The sequence below is a fragment of the Taishania pollutisoli genome, from assembly GCF_014518315.1.
GTDB classification, from domain to species: domain Bacteria; phylum Bacteroidota; class Bacteroidia; order Flavobacteriales_D; family Crocinitomicaceae; genus Taishania; species Taishania pollutisoli.
In genome coordinates this window covers 72,182-89,583 of sequence record NZ_JACVEL010000004.1, presented here as the reverse complement: position 1 = coordinate 89,583, position 17,402 = coordinate 72,182, and the positions used below count along the sequence as shown (strand labels likewise).

The window sequence follows — 17,402 nt, the reverse complement described above, 5'->3', positions numbered from 1 at the left end:
TTCCATCTGATTTTTTCTTATTTTTCGGGTAAAACGGATTAATATTACTCCATGGATTCAGAAAAAAATCAGCCGGATAAGAAAAATTTTAACACCTTTGCACGCTTCTCAACCGTCGGGATTCAAATGGGGGTCATCATTGCAGGATTTGCCTGGTTGGGTAACTTCCTGGATGAAAAATACAAATTGAAGACTCCTTGGTGGACACTTGGACTGACGCTTTTCGGAGTCGCTGCAGGACTAACGCTGGTCATTCGGGAAGCAATAAAAATGAGTAAACGCAACGATGAAAAAAAATAGTTATTTCCTGTACCTGATGAGTGCTGTATCAATTGTTCTTGTCGCATATGGTCTTTTGCACGCCTTACATCTGATTCAACTACCAATGAAATTATTTTTACTCGTCAACATCGTTATCCCTGTTCTGTTTATTGGCGGAGCAGCTATCGTTACAGTAGGAAAAAAGAAAAATCCGGAATCTTTTGCGCAGCGATTTATGCTGATGACAACCTTTCAGTTGCTAACGATTCTCTCGATCATTGCAGCCATCTGGTACAAGGCAAATATTCATCTAAAATCATTTGGATTACAATTTGTTTCTGTTTTTGTCGTCCTGATGATCTTCCATTCATTGTTACTCATTCGCCTCGGTGCTGAGGAAAAGTAAATAATATTGAAATATCTTAAAATTTTTATTGGTATTCATACTCCTACTTAAGAAAGTTTCCATACCTTTGCGCCAAATTTTGAAGGCTTTTTTTCAAAACGAAATTACAATGAGATTATTCAACAAGTTCAACACACTGGTTTTAACTGTTTTTTCAGTTCTTTCAATTAATGCACTGTATGCCGGACACGATGAAGTGGACGGGTATGTAGAAAAAGACTTCAACATTGGTGAAATGATCATGCACCACATCAAGGATGCACATGAAATTCACCTGTGGGGAGATGCACATAACGGAACATCTGTTTACTTACCGATAATCTTAATGGACGGAGGATTAAAGACCTTTTCTTCCAGCCATTTATACCACGGAGAATTAAAAACTGCTGTGGATCACAAAACACATGAAGAAATTCATTACGTTGCCGGTGTTGGTCCTGCTGACGGATACGCTATTTTCCATGAGAAGATTTACAAACTGGAAAACGGTGAATTACAATTTGAAGATAGCCACCCGCACAACGCGAAACCAATGGACTTCTCAATAACAAAGAACGTATTTGTATTGTTTTTAGTTTCTTTTATTGTGTGTCTTTTAGCAATTGGTACAGCACGTTATTACAAAAAGAATGGAGCAATTGCCCCTAAAGGTGTTGCCAAATTCATTGAACCACTGGTTATTTTTGTTCGTGATGATGTAGCAAAAGCAAATATCGGAGAACATGCCTACAAGAAATATGTTCCGTACTTACTGACAATTTTCTTCTTTATTCTGGTTGGTAACCTATTGGGGTTGGTGCCAATGTTGAGTGCGAACTTAACGGGGAACATTACAATCACCCTCTTTTTAGCTGTTTGTACGCTATTGGCAACCGTTCTTTCAGGAAATAAAAATTACTGGCACCACATTTTCGCAACTCCGGGAGTACCTGTTCCGCTGTTGATTATCATGATTCCTATTGAAGTAGTTGGTATCCTGACAAAGCCATTCGCGTTGATGATTCGTTTGTTTGCAAACATTACGGCAGGTCACGTAATTATTTTGGCATTCATCGGAATTATCTTTATCAATAAAAATGCGGCATGGGGAGCATTGTCAGTGCCAATGGCATTGTTCATTTCCGTGTTGGAAATCCTGGTTGCGTTCTTACAAGCATACCTGTTTGCAATGTTATCTGCATTGTTTATCGGAGCAGCTGTAGAAGAACACCACCACTAATTAAATACGTAAATTTTTAACTCAAAATAAAGTAAAATGACAGGTACAGTAGCAGCAATTGGAGCGGGTCTTGCAGTATTAGGAGCAGGATTGGGTATCGGTAGAATCGGTGGTTCAGCAATGGACGCTATCGCACGTCAACCAGAAGCTTCAGGAAAAATTCAAACGGCTATGATTATCGCAGCGGCATTGATCGAAGGGGTTGCTCTTTTCGGTGTTGTTGTTGGTTTCCTTGGTCTTTAAGAAGCCTTATCGGTTTGCAACGGTTGGTTGCAAACCGATATTTTTGAATCGTTAAAAACAAAACAAGATATAAAATGGATTTAATTACACCGGATTTAGGATTATTATTTTGGACAGGGCTTGTTTTCATTGCTTTGTTATTCATTTTGACAAAATTTGCGTGGAAGCCGATTTTAAACATGGTCAATACACGTGAACAGAAAATTACTGAGGCGTTGGAATTGGCTGAAAAAACAAAAGCAGAAATGCAATTGTTGGCTGCACAAAATGAAGAGTTAGTAAAAGAGGCGCGTAAAGAGCGTGACGCGATGATCAAAGACGCAAAAGCTACTGCTGATAAAATGGTAGATGATGCGAAAAACAAAGCAAAAGAAGAAGCTGAAAAAGTATTGGAAAGTGCTCGTACAAGCATCAATGCAGAAAAGGCGGCGGCTATTGCTGAGTTGAAAGCACAAATGGCTGCATTCTCAATTGAAATTGCGGAGAAAGTTGTTCGTGAGAACCTGTCCAGTGATGAGAAACAAAAAGCATTGGCAGACAAATTGGCTGGAGAAATTAACTTGAATTAATTGCAATGAAAGGTACGAAAGCAGCATCAAGATACGCAAAAGCACTGTTAGACCTGGCAATCGAAGGAAACCAGGTGGATGCGGTATTGAATGATATGAACTATCTTTCCGTTGTTTCTAACGATTCACGTGAATTTCAACTGCTTGTTCAGTCCCCGATTATCAATTCAGATAAAAAAATCGCTATCTTTAATGAATTATTCGGTCAGTTTCAGCAAATCAGCCGGATGTTCATTGAATTGATTACGAAGAAAGGAAGAGAAGTATTGCTGTCAGCAATCGCTGCTTCTTTTCAGGATCAGGTGAACAAGTACAAAGGAATTACACCGCTGACAATTATCTCAGCCGTTCCGTTGAGTGAAACAACGAAGAACAAAATTGTAGAAAAAGTGAAAGGGAGTGTTTCCGGAACTTTGGAAATAACAGAAAAAATTGATCCTACCCTGATCGGTGGGTTTATTGTTAGAATGGATGACAAGCAAATTGATGCATCCGTTGCTAGCCAATTGAATAATTTAAAACAACGTTTAACAAGATAATCCGTTTAACCACGGCATCAAAGTAAAGCTTACAAACATGGCAGAGGTAAAACCAGCAGAAGTATCTGCAATTTTAAGAGAACAATTATCAGGGTTCCGTTCTGAAGCGGAATTACAAGAAGTTGGAACTGTACTTCAAATCGGTGACGGTATTGCTCGTATCTACGGTTTGAACGGTGTTCAATACGGTGAATTAGTTGAATTCAACGGAGGAATCAACGGAATCGCTTTGAACCTGGAAGAAGACAACGTAGGTGTCGTTGTATTGGGTCGTACTACTGAAGTAAAAGAAGGTGACACAGTAAAACGTACAGGACGTATCGCTTCTGTGAAAGTTGGTGAAGGAATGGTTGGTCGCGTTGTTGACACATTAGGAAACCCGATTGACGGTAAAGGACCGATTACAGGAGAATTGTTTGAAATGCCGATCGAGCGTAAAGCTCCGGGAGTAGTTTTCCGTCAGCCGGTAACCGAGCCGTTGCAAACAGGAGTAAAAGCTGTTGATGCCATGATTCCGATCGGACGTGGGCAACGGGAATTAGTTATTGGTGACCGTCAAACAGGTAAAACAACTGTTTGTATCGATACCATCATCAACCAAAAAGAATTCTTCGACAGAGGTGAACCTGTTTACTGTATTTATGTTGCGGTAGGACAAAAAGGTTCAACCGTTGCAGGAATTGTTAAGAAATTAGAAGATGCAGGAGCAATGGCGTATACAACAATCGTTGCAGCAAATGCTTCTGATCCCGCACCAATGCAGTTCTACGCACCGATGACAGGTGCTGCGATCGGAGAATATTTCCGTGACACAGGACGTCCTGCATTGATCATTTATGATGATTTATCAAAACAAGCGGTAGCTTATCGTGAGGTTTCTTTGTTATTGCGTCGTCCTCCGGGTCGTGAGGCATACCCTGGAGACGTATTCTACTTACACTCCCGTTTGTTGGAACGTGCTGCGAAAATCATCGCTGATGACAGCATCGCTGCACAAATGAATGACTTACCGGAATCGTTGAAAGGAAAAGTGAAAGGTGGAGGTTCTTTGACAGCATTGCCGATCATTGAAACACAGGCAGGAGACGTTTCCGCATACATCCCTACAAACGTAATTTCGATTACTGACGGACAGATCTTCCTGGAGTCTGACTTGTTCAACTCAGGTATCCGTCCGGCGATCAACGTAGGTATCTCCGTATCTCGTGTAGGAGGTAACGCACAAATCAAATCCATGAAGAAAGTAGCTGGTACCTTGAAATTAGACCAGGCACAGTACCGCGAGTTGGAAGCGTTTGCAAAATTCGGTTCTGATTTGGATGCTGCTACTAAATCTGTATTGGATAAAGGAGCAAGAAACGTGGAAATCCTGAAACAACGCGAAGGAGATCCAATGTCTGTAGAAAAGCAAATCGCAATCATTTACGTTGGAACAAAAGGATTGATGCAAAATGTTCCTGTTGCACGTGTGAAAGAGTTCGAAAAAGAATATTTGAACTTCCTGGATGCAAAACATGCAGACGTATTGGCTCGTTTGAAAGCTGGTAAATACGAAGACGCAGATACAGATGTATTAGCGACAGTTGCGAAAGAGATCGCTTCAAAATATTAATTGAATTATGAATTGAATAATTATCGGCTATCAACGTGTTAAATCACTTAATAGCCGATAATTCATAATCAGAGTTATGCCAAGTTTAAAGGAAATACGTAACAGAATTACATCCGTCGGGTCAACCATGCAGATTACTTCTGCCATGAAAATGGTTTCTGCGGCAAAATTAAAGCGTGCACAGGATGCCATTACTCAAATGCGTCCGTATGCAGAAAAATTGCAGGAAATCTTAGGGAATCTGAGTGCAACACTGGATATTTCTGACAATGCGTACGCTGAAAGCAGAACTGTAAACAATGTGTTGATCATTGCTGTAACTTCTAACAGAGGATTGTGTGGTGGTTTCAACAACAACATTATCAAGCGGGTAAACCACCTGGTGAATGTTGAATATGCAGCTGAAAATCCACGTGTACTTTGTTTGGGAAAAAAGATCAAAGACACGTACAAGAAGTCGAAGTTTTATTACATCAACGACGAGATCGCTCCCGTTGAAGATATTTTCTCCGTACTTTCGTTTGACAATGCTGCTGTCATTGCAAATGACTTGATGAAACGTTTTGTCAACAAAGAATTCGATAAAGTAGTTGTTGTGTACAATAAATTTGTCAACGCGGCGACGCAGGATGTGATTACAGAACAAATCTTACCGATTGTAAAGAACGAGCAAGAAAACAGTGCTGCAACAGCGGACTATATTTTTGAACCTTCCAAGCAAGAGATTGTAGAAGATTTGATTCCGAAATCATTAAAAATTCAATTGTTCAAAGCATTATTGGATTCAAATGCAGCTGAACACGGTGCACGTATGACTGCAATGCACAAAGCAACGGACAACGCGAAAGAATTACAGAAATCGTTGAAATTGTCTTATAACAAAGCACGTCAGGCTGCCATTACCAATGAAATCTTAGAAATTGTTGGTGGTGCAGAAGCACTGAATTCATAAGAACTTATTTTTCTTACATAAGTAAAGTCCCTTCTGGTTTCAGGAGGGATTTTTTTGTTAGTGTCAAGATGTCATCTTTTTTACAAGCAGGTATGGTAAAGGTCAAACTATTTCCACAGATTTATACGAATCAAAAAGAAATAGCAGAACGCAAAATGATATAGATATAATAAATGAACTTCAATGAATAATCCGTGTATTCGTAGTTATGAAACAATGAGTCCCGTATATTGTAAACACAACTGTAGTCGAAACAGAACGGTTCGGTTCCTTCCCTGCTTATTTGATAAATCTTGTCTTTCATTCCGTATCACACAGCCTGCAGTAATCTAATCGTACCATGTCTTTTACTTTCGTTTCACAGTGGTCGAACTGTCTTTTCAGAAACTAAAAAAGGCTGTCTTTTCAGACAGCCTTTCAATTGTTGTATGCGTAAAAGAATTATTTGATCACAACTCTTTCTACTTTTTTACCATTTTGGTTTGCCACTTCAACCAGGTAAATTCCGGTTCCGAAATTTCCTAAATCAATTGTTGTAGCTGTAGAAGCAACTTTAGTCGCAACCACTTTACCAGCGATGTCTGTAACAACGATTGTATTTTCAACATTTGTATCGTTAGAAACGTTTATCACTCCTTCAGATGGATTCGGGTATACTTTAACCCCTTCCAATCCTGCAACATTTGTTACAGATGCTGAAGGGTTAAGAATTGCTCTGATTGCAGGAGTGAATCCCCAACCGATGTAATAGTTAACCGCATCTCCGGATCCGAATGGTCCATAACAAACAGTTGAGTTATCTGCATCTCCTTCAGGGCTTCCTCCTAAGAATACACGAGACGGACCTTCGTATTTAGTAACCAAAATCACATATCTTTCACCAGCTGTCAATGCTAATGGTGCATCTAAAGGAATCGTCGTCAATCCATTTCCAATCACTGCAGTTTCCACATTGTAAATGTAGTCGCTTACATAAATTAAATCCTGAATATTGGCTCCTACCTGGAACACTTCAATTGCAACCTCGTTGTTCTCAGTTGTTCCGGTTTCAAAATCTACCTGGATGTCTGTCATGAATGTATTTGATTTGATTTCATATAAAACCCCCATAGATGTTTTATCATCCTGGTCAAAACGATAGATGTTTGTTGATCCGAAATCATTTGCATAGGTATTAGCTGTTGTACTAAGTGCGACATCGCGTTGCTCGTCTCCCGGTACTTCATCAGTCGGAATAGAGAACTTAACAGTATAATCGCCTATAGCAGTTGGATTGTACGTTGTTGTGAACCAGAACGTATCAACACTACCAACAGGAATATCTGCCAACAATGTGTCTGTATATACTACTGATCCTGAAAGCTCAATATCCAACGCAACTTTCACATCATTTTGCGCAAGTGCACCCAGGTTTGCAATTGACAATCCGGCAACAACCGGTACCGTATGTCCAACCGGCACTTTAGAATAATCGTACGCATTAACGATGTCTCCGGCCCAACCATTTCGGATAGCCAAATCATTTGCAGGAATGTCTTCAATAGACACGTTGTCTAAGCTAAACTGAGCAGCATCTTGCCCTTTGTATGTAAATTTAGCTTTGATTGTCTGACCTGCAAAACTTGAAACATTTACATATGCTCTTTTCCATACATATGTTTCCCATCCATTTGAATAAGAAGCATCTAACAACGGAATGCTATCCTCTTGCCAAAGAATGTTTGACCATGTAGCGCCATCATCAGTAGTTACTCTTAACGTGATATCAGCATTGTCATAAAGCCCTCCTAATGTTGTAGCGTGCCAATAAACACTTGTACTAAAATCAAACGCAACACGGTAGCTTCCTCCTGCTGGTAATACAACCGCAGGGCTTATCAACTCCTGATCATGTACATCTACACTGTTTACATATAAAATCCCTGCAGAACTTCCCGGGTTTCCTGTAGCATATTGATGCCATGTTTGAGTTGGGTTTGTTACCGTAGATGCCGGACCATTTTGAATTACCCAACCTGTCAATGGCCAGGTATCAAAATTTTCTTGCAAATAAGTGGCTTTTTCAGCGCCATTGTTAGTCACAGCCTTTTTAGCTGTCTCCACTAAACGGTGTGCATTTTTTGACTGATTATCCTTAATGCTCAGGTTCTGTGAAAAACCAGTTATAGCAAAAAGGGCAACAGACATTGTCAAATAAATCTTCTTCATAAACCTTCTTTTAAATTAATCAACGGGTAAAGATAGAAAATTGAATCGAATTTGTCAAAATCTTCTTTACTTTATTCCTCTATACCTTATAAACGAATAATTACCCGAAATGGTTGGGTAACCGATATTAGTTTTTAAATATAGAGTCTGTTTTTAGTCACTATAAAATGGTAACTTCGCATTCATAAAACAATCAGACATGCCAAAACTTGTTTTAGTCCCGACTCCCATCGGCAACCTGGAGGACATCACGCTTCGTTCTATACGGCTTTTGAAGGAAGCAGATTTTATACTGGCGGAAGATACCCGTGTGACTAAAAAATTACTTGCCCATTTTGAAATAAGTAACACCGTTGTGCCTTTTCACGCGCACAATGAACATAAAACGCTGGAACATGTCCTTGACAAAATAAATGCTTCCAACCTCGCTGTCTTAGTATCTGACGCCGGAACTCCCGGCATATCTGATCCCGGATTTTTGTTGGTGCGCGAGTGCGTAAAAAATGACATTGACATCGAATGTCTGCCAGGGCCAACAGCATTTGTTCCCGCATTGGTTGCAAGCGGATTTCCGTGTGATAAATTTGTGTTTGAAGGCTTTCTTCCACATAAAAAAGGGAGACAAACCCGGTTAAAATTACTGGCAGAAGAAGGACGAACCATTATTTTCTATGAATCACCACACCGATTGGTCAAATTGCTCGGCCAGATCGAAGAATTTTTCGGTTCTTCCCGCAACGTATGTGTCGTCCGGGAGTTATCCAAATTATTTGAAGAATATAAACGGGGTGAAGCTGTGGAAGTGAAATCATACTATGAACAACATCCCCCGAAAGGAGAAATTGTCGTTATTGTAGCCGGTAAAAATTAAGTCATGAAAACAGAAGCATTTTTATTGACAAAAAAGGGAACCGCTGAAGAAGCTTTCCGGCTCTCGGAAGTTGCATTGCCTGCCCTCAAGGAAAATGATATTTTAATTGCAACAGAAGCATTCGGGCTGAATTATGCAGATGTAATGGCACGTCGCGGTTTGTACAGGGAAGCCCCTCCGTTTCCATGTGTCATCGGGTATGAAGTGGTTGGCAAAATCATAGAAACAGGGAGTTCGGCTGATACGTCCCTGATCGGAAAAAGAGTGGTTGCCTTCACTCGGTTCGGCGGATATGCAAAACATGCCGTTACGACAAAAGATGCCATTGCAGAAATAGGGGAAATGCCGGTAAATGATGCCTTGGCACTTGCCACCCAGGGAGTAACTGCGTATTACATGACCAATTATATTTCTCCTCTCCGAACAGGTGAGCATGTACTGATTCATGCCGCCGCAGGAGGCGTCGGAACCTTATTGATTCAACTGGCAAAACATGCCGGGGCAATTGTCATTGCTAAAGTAAGCTCCAAAGAAAAACAGGAAAAATGCCTGTCTTTAGGTGCTGATTATACGATCAATTACAGGAATGAAAATTACGCGCAAGCTGTTGAACGGATCATTGGTTCAAAAAAACTGGACGTCTCTTTTAATCCGATTGGAGGAGATACATTTAAAACAGATAAGCAATTACTGGGATTTGGTTCCCGGATTTTTTTATTCGGAGGTTCACAACTCGCTGAAGGAAAATTCGGAATGCTTTCGCAACTTAACTTTCTCCGGAAAATGGGTGTGAGCATCCCGGTATTTCTCATGATGCAGTCAAAAAGCCTGATTGGTGTGAACATGCTGAAAATTGCTGATAATAAACCATTGGTTCTTCAATGGTGTATGCAAGAAGTCATCCGGTTGTACCACGAGGGAAAACTGACAACTGAAAACGGAGGAGATTTCAGTTACGCAGAAATGCACCAGGCACACAACCTGTTGGAATCCGGGAAATCAATCGGAAAAATTGCCGTGCACTGGTAGACAATCTTTTTTTCATTATTTTTACATCAAAATTATTCAGCCGTTTATGTCTTCAAAAAAAGATACCGCAAGTTTCAGCGATAAAACAAAAAAACGATTGTACCTATTGTTCTGGTTAGGAGGACTATCCCCCTTTCTGGTGATCACCTTGTTACTCCTTTTTCAGTCTGAAGACGACCTTCCGTCCGTTGAAATGCTTGACAATCCACCGGAAATGCTGGCTTCGATTATTTATGCAGATGATTCAAAAACAGAGCTGGGCCGGTATTGGCAAGTGAATCGTACCACCGTTGAATACAAAGAAATTTCTCCGTTTGTAACCAACGCACTCATCGCTACAGAAGATGAACGATACATGACGCACTCCGGGGTTGACTTTAAGGGACTTACGCGGGCTGTGGTAAACATGGGAAGCAAAGGAGGTGCTTCTACTATTACGCAGCAATTGGCAAAATTGTTGTTTACGTTGCAAAAGAGGGAACGGGAAAAGCAGGCACGTCTGGCAGGAGAGGAAGTTCCGCGAACCGGTAAATTCGGAAGGATCAATGAAAAAGCGCAGGAAAACATCATCGCCGTTCGTCTGGAAAAACGATTTACAAAAGAAGAAATCATTACGATGTACCTGAACCAGTTTGATTTCCTGTACAATGCTGTCGGAATTGAGAATGCTGCGAAAGTATATTTTAACAAAAAGCCAAATGAATTGACCAAAAGTGAAGCTGCTTGTCTTGTCGGAATGGTGAAAAATCCGTCACTGTATAACCCCCGTACCTACCAGGTAAAAGATTACCGATCCCGGATCGCTGCAAATAAAGGAATCCCGGCAGAAAAAGTAGCCGCTGCAGATATCCGTAAAGCGCGGGAAGAGGATAGTTTATTGATTCACCAGCGAAGAAACCAGGTTTTGATGCAATGGCTGAAAAACAGTGAGAAAGGAAACGAAGCCATCACGCATAAAATCACGCAGGAAGAATACGACAAGCTGAAAAACGAACCAATTGTTACCGATTATCAGGTCGTTGACCACAAAGAAGGTGTCGCTCCGTATTTCAGAGAGTCCCTGAGAAAAGAATTAACCGAGCTCTTCAAATCAAAAGATGAAAACGGAGAACTGATATACAAAAAGAAAGACGGTACTCCGTATGATTTGTACCAGGACGGATTGAGAATTTACACGACCATCAATATTGACCTGCAACAACATGCAGAAGAAGCGCTTGTGCGTCATTTGAAATCAGATTTACAACCTGAATTTGACAAAAATAACAAACGCAGAAAGCGATTTCCGTTTGCGGATTCTTACAACGGGACCCCGATTTCCGATGAACAGATTGAAAGCATCATGAAACGCGCACGAAAAGGGAGCGACCGGTATGCAAAAATGAAAGAAGAAGGATTGAGTGAAAAAGAAATCATGGCTTCTTTTGATGTGAAAGTCCCAATGTCTGTTTTTTCCTGGAATGGTACAAAAGATACCATCATGACGCCAAATGATTCCATTCGTTACTACAAAGGATTCCTGCATGCCGGACTTATTTCCATTGAACCGCAGTCAGGGTTTATCAAAGCATGGGTCGGAGGTGCTGATATTACCAGTTTTGCATACGACCACGTAAAACAAGGGAAACGACAAGTCGGTTCGACCATCAAACCTTTCGTTTACGGAACTGCCCTTGCAATGGGCGTTGTAAAACCATGTGTTGTCTACAAAGACATGCCCTACTGTGTAGATTTAGAGGACGGACACGGAAGAATTACAGGTAAATGGTGTCCGAGCGGAGATATTCCGGTAGGGAAAACCGTATCCTGGGCATTGCAAAATTCCAATAACCCGGGAACAGTGGCCGTGATGTCGATGATGGGTGGATATGCAGGTCCGAAAACCATTTCAAAGTTGCTGAAAGATCTGGATATTAATCTGCGTCCGGAAGATGAAGTACCTTCCATGTGTCTGGGTGTTATGGACTTGTCTTTATTTGAAATAACCGGTGCACAAGCAATGTGGGCCAATAATGGTATTTATAACCGGCCGGTGTCAATCCTGCGCATCGAAGATCGCAACGGAAATGTTATCTACAGTGAAGAAGGATATTCGAAAGAAGTAATGAACGAAAACGTAGCATACGAAACACTGAAAATGATGAAGGGTGTTGTCAACGGTGGTACGGGAGGTTCGTTGCGTGCGTCCTGGAGACCGTGGGGAGGACTTACTGCTCCGATGGCGGGAAAAACGGGAACAACACAAGGAAACGCAGATGGTTGGTACATGGGGCTCACACCGGATTTGGTTACGGGAATATGGGTAGGTGCCGAAGATAAACAAGTGCGCTTTCAATCCATGGAATGGGGACAAGGTGCGCGGATGGCCCTTCCGATCTTCGGATACTACATGCAGAAGGTGTACAAAGATCCTAAAATTAACCTGACACAGGCAGACTTTGCTGCTCCGGCAACTTATGATCCGAATGCATTCTCCTGTACAGGTGATAATACCAACGCGGGCGGAGACCCCGGATTAGATATTTTTAAATAGATCACGAACGTTTGAAGAAAACAGCATGAATAAAGTTGTAAAAAATGTAGAAGAAGCCCTGAAAGGTATTGAAGACGGAATGACATTAATGGTCGGAGGATTCGGCTTGTGCGGAATTCCGGAAAATTCAATTGCCCGGCTGGTGGAAATGGGAACGAAAAATCTGACATGTATTTCCAATAACGCAGGTGTTGATGATTTCGGACTCGGTTTGCTTTTACAGGGGAAACAGGTCAAAAAAATGATCAGTTCATATGTCGGAGAAAATGCTGAATTTGAACGGCAGATGCTTTCCGGAGAACTGGAGGTAGACCTGATTCCTCAGGGAACCCTTGCGGAGCGATGCAGAGCGGGTGGAGCGGGAATTCCTGCATTTTTTACCCCGGCAGGATACGGAACGGAAATCGCAGAAGGAAAAGAAGTGCGTGTATTTAACGGAAAGCCTCACATCCTGGAAGAAGCGTTGACCGCTGATTTTGCCATTGTAAAAGCATGGAAAGGTGACACGGAAGGAAACCTGGTATTCAAAGCAACTGCCCGCAATTTTAATCCCATGATGGCGATGGCCGGAAAAATTACGATTGCGGAAGTAGAAGAATTGGTTCCTGCCGGAGAATTAGATCCGAACTTCATTCATACTCCGGGAATTTTCGTTCAGCGCATCTTTCAAGGAGAAAAATTTGAAAAACGGATCGAGCAACGTACAACACGAAAAAAGGGATAATGCGGTCTGCAGGTTCACAATCCTATATTGTCTGGACGCTTTTTGTTGCATTATTTTCATACTTGCTGATACGAACAGTTTATTTGCCGATTCAACACGATGAGTCGGCAACGTTTTTTTACTACATTCAAACCGGATCTTTTCTTCCTCCCGATGTGCATTGGGATGCGAATAATCACATCCTGAATTCATTCCTTTCTTACTGTTGTTATAAACTTCTCGGTAATGAACCATGGATTCTCCGGCTGCCTAATTTACTGGCGTTCGTCCTGTATTTCTGGGCGGCATGGGGTGTTGCTGTGACAATCAAAAAATCATTTATCAAATGGGGATTTTTTCTATCCCTCGTCATGGCACATTACTTGTTCGAATATTTCGGGCAAACACGGGGATATGGATTGTCCATGGCCTTACTGATGGCTGGAACATTTTTTCTGTTGCGGTTCCTGAAACACCCGGGAAAATGGTTATTTGCGTTGGTGATTTTCACATTGTTTCTGGCGACTTCTGCCAACCTGACCTTATTAACTCCTTCCTTTTTAATGATTTTTTATGTGCTGATTGTTGCACTGTTATCTGAAAAATCAGTAAAATCTTATTGTGTAACAATCGGTTTATTCCTCTCTTCCCTACTCCTCTTCTACCCGTTGATTTGGTACAGCTTTGAACTGAAAACACGTGGTGCGTTATATTATGGTGGTACATCCGGTTTTTGGGAATATACAGGCCAATCGTTGTCAACCTATTTTATTGGTAGTTATGCGGATTGGATGGCCGTTGTTTATACTCTGCTTATCTGCGGCTTATTAGCAGGGCTCCTTTTTTTGATTGTAAAAGCAAACGGTTACAGAAAACAGTTGCTTCATCGCCCGTCTTTCTTTTTCTCTTACCTGTTTGTAGGCGCTATTGCCGCTATTTTTGCCATGCGGTATCTTTTACATGTTAACTTTCCGGAAGACAGGGCTGCGCTCTATTTATTTCCGTTTTTAATGTTCATGTTTACCTTCGTAATCAATGATGCAATAGTATCTGGAATCAAAAATGCATCCTGGTGCATCCTGCCGTTAGTTTACTTCCCGATTCATTTCATAGCACACATCAATATCAGCACTACGATTTTCCCGATGAGCGAAAATCCTCCCGCTGCGTTTTTTGATCGCTTTTCGAAGGAAAAAAATCCCGCAGAATTACCAAGTATCGGAGGATACAAAATGCAGCGATTGTGCTGGGCGTATATGAATCACCAACGAGGAGGACATTATTCACAAATGTTGGTTTCCGATCAGGTAGATACTATTTGTGATTATCAGATTGTCGACATTTCGCGCAAATTACCTACTAATTTCCGGACGCTTTACACACAGGTAAATACTGTACCTGATAACAATTTGAATCTGTATCGTAGATCTATTCCGTTAACGCGAAAATTGATATCCCGGCAGGACACCATCAGCAACTGGAATCACTCCAATGAGGAGTTCTTTAATTTATTTTCGTTTGAATTGCCCGACTCTCTGAAAGGATGTCCGGTTTTTGTATGCATCACTGCAACCATTGATGCACATGCTGCCCCGTTTGTCGCTTCTGTTGTTGTTTCTCAAAAAGATAAGGCAGGAAAAGAATTAAACCAGGAAAACATCCATTTGGATTGGCTAAAGAAGACATGGAACAATCAACCCGGAAATCTGCATCATGGAATTGTCGTTCCCTATACACATCCCGACGCAAGTCAACTGATTGTTTACTTGTGGAATCAGAAAAAAATGCCTTTTTTACTACATAATGGAAAAGTCGAACTATTTGTTTTAAAATAATTATTTACTTTGTGATATGGCTTTAGACAAAGATGGAATTGCAAAACGCATTGCACAGGAATTGAGAGACGGATGGTATGTCAATCTTGGAATTGGTATCCCGACATTGGTTGCAAACTACATTCCTGAGGGGATTGAAGTAGAATTTCAATCTGAAAACGGAATTCTCGGAATGGGACCGTTCCCGTTTGAAGGAGAGGAAGATGCTGATTTGATCAATGCAGGAAAGCAAACCATTACTGCACGAAAAGGAGCTGTATTTTTCGACTCCGCATTGTCATTTGGAATGATTCGCGGGCAGCATGTACAATTAACTGTACTTGGGGCAATGGAAGTTTCCCAGAACGGAGACATTGCCAACTGGAAAATTCCGGGAAAAATGGTAAAAGGAATGGGAGGAGCAATGGACCTTGTTGCTTCAGCGGAAAATATCATTGTAGCCATGATGCATTCCAATAAAGCCGGAGAATCAAAAATACTGAAGGAATGTACACTTCCTCTGACCGGCGTAGGATGTGTTAAAAAAGTAGTTACGGAATTGGCTGTACTTGAAATAAAGGAAGGCAAGTTTCACTTACTGGAACGCGCTCCGGGTGTCAGCGTTGAAGAAATCGTTTCCAAAACAGAAGGAGATCTGGTTGTTCCGGATGTTGTTCCGGAGATGAAGATCGATTGATTTTAACTTCAAATGTTAAAAAAAATAGTTCAATTTCAGTTTTTTAAAGAACTACTGATTGTACTTATTCTGCTTATTAGCTACAATAATTTTCTTTATAAAAAAAATCCCGACAAAAAAGAGGTATTTATTAACGCGGACGGACGCGGTTATTATGAATACTTACCCGCTTTATTTATCTATGATGACATCCATCTTGCATACATAGATACATTACAAACCGAATACTATGAAATTGAACACAATAAGCTGCTATACAAATACCAGGAAAATGGTCTGCGGATCAATAAATATTTCGTTGGTACAGCATTGTTTCAAAGTCCGTTTTTCTTAGTAGCGCATTTCACTTCGTCAAAAGCCGACAGCATACATCCTGATGACGGATTCTCCCTGCCGTATCAGAGAGCCATTTGGTATGCTGCGATCTTTTACATGTTCTTAGGAATGGTTTGTATTCGTTTGTTGCTTCAAACCTATAACATGAACGGATGGTGGATTTTCTTCATTCAGATAGCCACTTTATTCGCTACCCCCCTTTTGCATTATACCGTTTATGATTCCGCTTACAGTCATGTTTATTCATTCTTTCTGATAAGCTGGTTGATGTATACCGTCAGAAAATATTTTATTACCAATCAATCGAATTACCTCTTCCTCTCCCTGGTCATACTTGGGTTCATTACAATCGTTCGGCCGGTTAACCTGTTGGTGTTGATCTTCACCCCTCTATTGACGGATCACCTATCTGAATTTATCCGCAACATTCAACGTTTATTTACGCAGCATTATTATGCATTACTTTTTGGCGTCGTTTGTTATGGTGTCATTGTTTCAATTCAACTCTACATTTCCTACCTTCAGACAGGAAACCCGTTTAACTACAGCTATGGAGAAGAAGGCTTTGATTTCACCCATCCGCGTTTCGTTGACTTTCTATTCAGTTACCAAAAAGGTTTTTTTCTGTGGACGCCCTGGTGGTTACTGGTCTTTATCATCGGATTAATTTGCTGGGTTTACAAAAAAATATACTACCAGGCAATTGCATTTTTATTGGCTTTTTTAATTGTGGTATATGTCCTTTCATCCTGGCATTCATGGTCGTACGGAGGAAGTATAGGACAACGACCGATGATTGACTTTTATGGCGCGTTTATTCTGGTATTGCTTCCTGTTTTTTCAAAACGACAGTATGCAATGAAGGGGATCCTTGTAATTAGCTTGCCGCTACTTGTTGTCCTCATGCAGATTCAAACCTTTCAATATGTAAAAGCAATTATTTTGTTGGATGGAATGAATAAAGAGCTTTATTGGAAATCATTCCTGATTACCGATGAAAAATACAGCTGGTATTTCTATCGTTCTTCCCCTGAAATAAAAGATATACAATCTGAACGGTTATTATTAAAAGAGATCATCATACCGGCTGTTCAGCAACAGTTCTATGTACAGACGTTTAACATTCCGTCGCCGGACACCCTTGCTTCTGGTGGAGAAATAAAATTCCGTTTGAACCGGGAGGCTGATCGTGAATTTATTGTCATTGAACTATTAGATTCTATGGAGCAGGTTGTAAGTGAAAACAGCCACAATGTCTTTCATAGTCAATATGGCGATGATGTAGTTCTCCGGTTTAAATTACCGGAAAAATCACAGGATATCACACAGATCCGATTTGCCGTATCCAATGTCAATCAACCGTTAAAAATTGAGGGAATCACGTTTTCTACATTTTTTAATTAAATTTAG

General features: G+C 40.8%; 16 protein-coding genes. 15 read left to right on the top strand and 1 reads right to left on the bottom strand.

The window, feature by feature from the left end; all coding sequences use genetic code 11:
* The first annotated feature begins 51 nt into the window (after positions 1-51).
* The 8 genes from H9Y05_RS07535 to atpG all read left to right on the top strand — a co-directional run bounded on the left by H9Y05_RS07535 (position 52) and on the right by atpG (position 5,801).
* Positions 52-300, top strand: coding sequence for an AtpZ/AtpI family protein (locus tag H9Y05_RS07535; protein WP_163489729.1), 249 nt, complete (start codon positions 52-54; stop codon positions 298-300).
* Entirely contained in the window at positions 287-667 is a 381-nt protein-coding gene (locus H9Y05_RS07530) for a hypothetical protein (RefSeq protein WP_216713937.1), read from the top strand. Before H9Y05_RS07535 ends, H9Y05_RS07530 begins: the two co-directional genes overlap by 14 nt.
* A 109-nt stretch (positions 668-776) precedes the next feature.
* Positions 777-1,886 (top strand): F0F1 ATP synthase subunit A, encoded by a 1,110-nt coding sequence (atpB, locus tag H9Y05_RS07525; protein ID WP_163489727.1) that lies wholly within the window; start codon positions 777-779, stop codon positions 1,884-1,886.
* Between the two features lie 36 nt (positions 1,887-1,922).
* Complete coding sequence (gene atpE, locus H9Y05_RS07520; protein WP_163489726.1) at positions 1,923-2,129, top strand: ATP synthase F0 subunit C; 207 nt, start codon at positions 1,923-1,925, stop codon at positions 2,127-2,129.
* 74 nt (positions 2,130-2,203) lie between these two features.
* On the top strand, positions 2,204-2,698 hold the full coding sequence (locus H9Y05_RS07515) for a F0F1 ATP synthase subunit B (protein ID WP_163489725.1): 495 nt from the start codon (positions 2,204-2,206) through the stop codon (positions 2,696-2,698).
* A gap of 5 nt (positions 2,699-2,703) precedes the next feature.
* On the top strand, positions 2,704-3,237 hold the full coding sequence (gene atpH, locus H9Y05_RS07510) for an ATP synthase F1 subunit delta (RefSeq protein ID WP_163489724.1): 534 nt from the start codon (positions 2,704-2,706) through the stop codon (positions 3,235-3,237).
* A gap of 37 nt (positions 3,238-3,274) precedes the next feature.
* Positions 3,275-4,849, top strand: a complete 1,575-nt coding sequence (gene atpA / locus H9Y05_RS07505; RefSeq protein WP_163489723.1) for a F0F1 ATP synthase subunit alpha — start codon at positions 3,275-3,277, stop codon at positions 4,847-4,849.
* Between the two features lie 76 nt (positions 4,850-4,925).
* Positions 4,926-5,801 (top strand): ATP synthase F1 subunit gamma, encoded by an 876-nt coding sequence (gene atpG / locus H9Y05_RS07500; RefSeq protein WP_163489722.1) that lies wholly within the window; start codon positions 4,926-4,928, stop codon positions 5,799-5,801.
* 441 nt (positions 5,802-6,242) lie between these two features.
* On the opposite strand, the gene H9Y05_RS07495 is transcribed toward atpG, so the two are convergent.
* Positions 6,243-8,009, bottom strand: a complete 1,767-nt coding sequence (locus tag H9Y05_RS07495) for a T9SS type A sorting domain-containing protein (RefSeq protein WP_163489721.1) — start codon at positions 8,007-8,009, stop codon at positions 6,243-6,245.
* 199 nt (positions 8,010-8,208) lie between these two features.
* Here H9Y05_RS07495 and rsmI point away from each other — a divergent pair, with 199 nt between their 5' ends.
* The 7 genes from rsmI to H9Y05_RS07460 are packed head-to-tail and all read left to right on the top strand — an operon-like array spanning position 8,209 to position 17,396.
* Complete coding sequence (rsmI, locus tag H9Y05_RS07490) at positions 8,209-8,880, top strand: 16S rRNA (cytidine(1402)-2'-O)-methyltransferase (RefSeq protein WP_216713936.1); 672 nt, start codon at positions 8,209-8,211, stop codon at positions 8,878-8,880.
* Between the two features lie 3 nt (positions 8,881-8,883).
* Positions 8,884-9,909, top strand: coding sequence for a quinone oxidoreductase family protein (locus tag H9Y05_RS07485; RefSeq protein WP_163489719.1), 1,026 nt, complete (start codon positions 8,884-8,886; stop codon positions 9,907-9,909).
* A 46-nt stretch (positions 9,910-9,955) separates the two neighbouring features.
* A complete protein-coding gene (locus H9Y05_RS07480) occupies positions 9,956-12,442 on the top strand; it encodes a transglycosylase domain-containing protein (RefSeq protein ID WP_163489718.1) in 2,487 nt (828 codons plus the stop codon).
* Positions 12,443-12,467: 25 nt separating this feature from the next.
* Positions 12,468-13,166 (top strand): CoA transferase subunit A, encoded by a 699-nt coding sequence (locus H9Y05_RS07475; protein WP_163489717.1) that lies wholly within the window; start codon positions 12,468-12,470, stop codon positions 13,164-13,166.
* Positions 13,166-14,980: a hypothetical protein gene (locus H9Y05_RS07470; protein ID WP_216713935.1), complete on the top strand. Its 1,815-nt coding sequence runs from the start codon at positions 13,166-13,168 to the stop codon at positions 14,978-14,980. The genes H9Y05_RS07475 and H9Y05_RS07470 overlap by 1 nt, the downstream gene beginning before the upstream one ends.
* Before the next feature lie 16 nt (positions 14,981-14,996).
* Positions 14,997-15,656: a CoA transferase subunit B gene (locus H9Y05_RS07465; protein ID WP_163489715.1), complete on the top strand. Its 660-nt coding sequence runs from the start codon at positions 14,997-14,999 to the stop codon at positions 15,654-15,656.
* Between the two features lie 12 nt (positions 15,657-15,668).
* Positions 15,669-17,396, top strand: a complete 1,728-nt coding sequence (locus tag H9Y05_RS07460; protein WP_216713934.1) for a hypothetical protein — start codon at positions 15,669-15,671, stop codon at positions 17,394-17,396.
* The last annotated feature ends 6 nt before the right edge of the window (positions 17,397-17,402 follow it).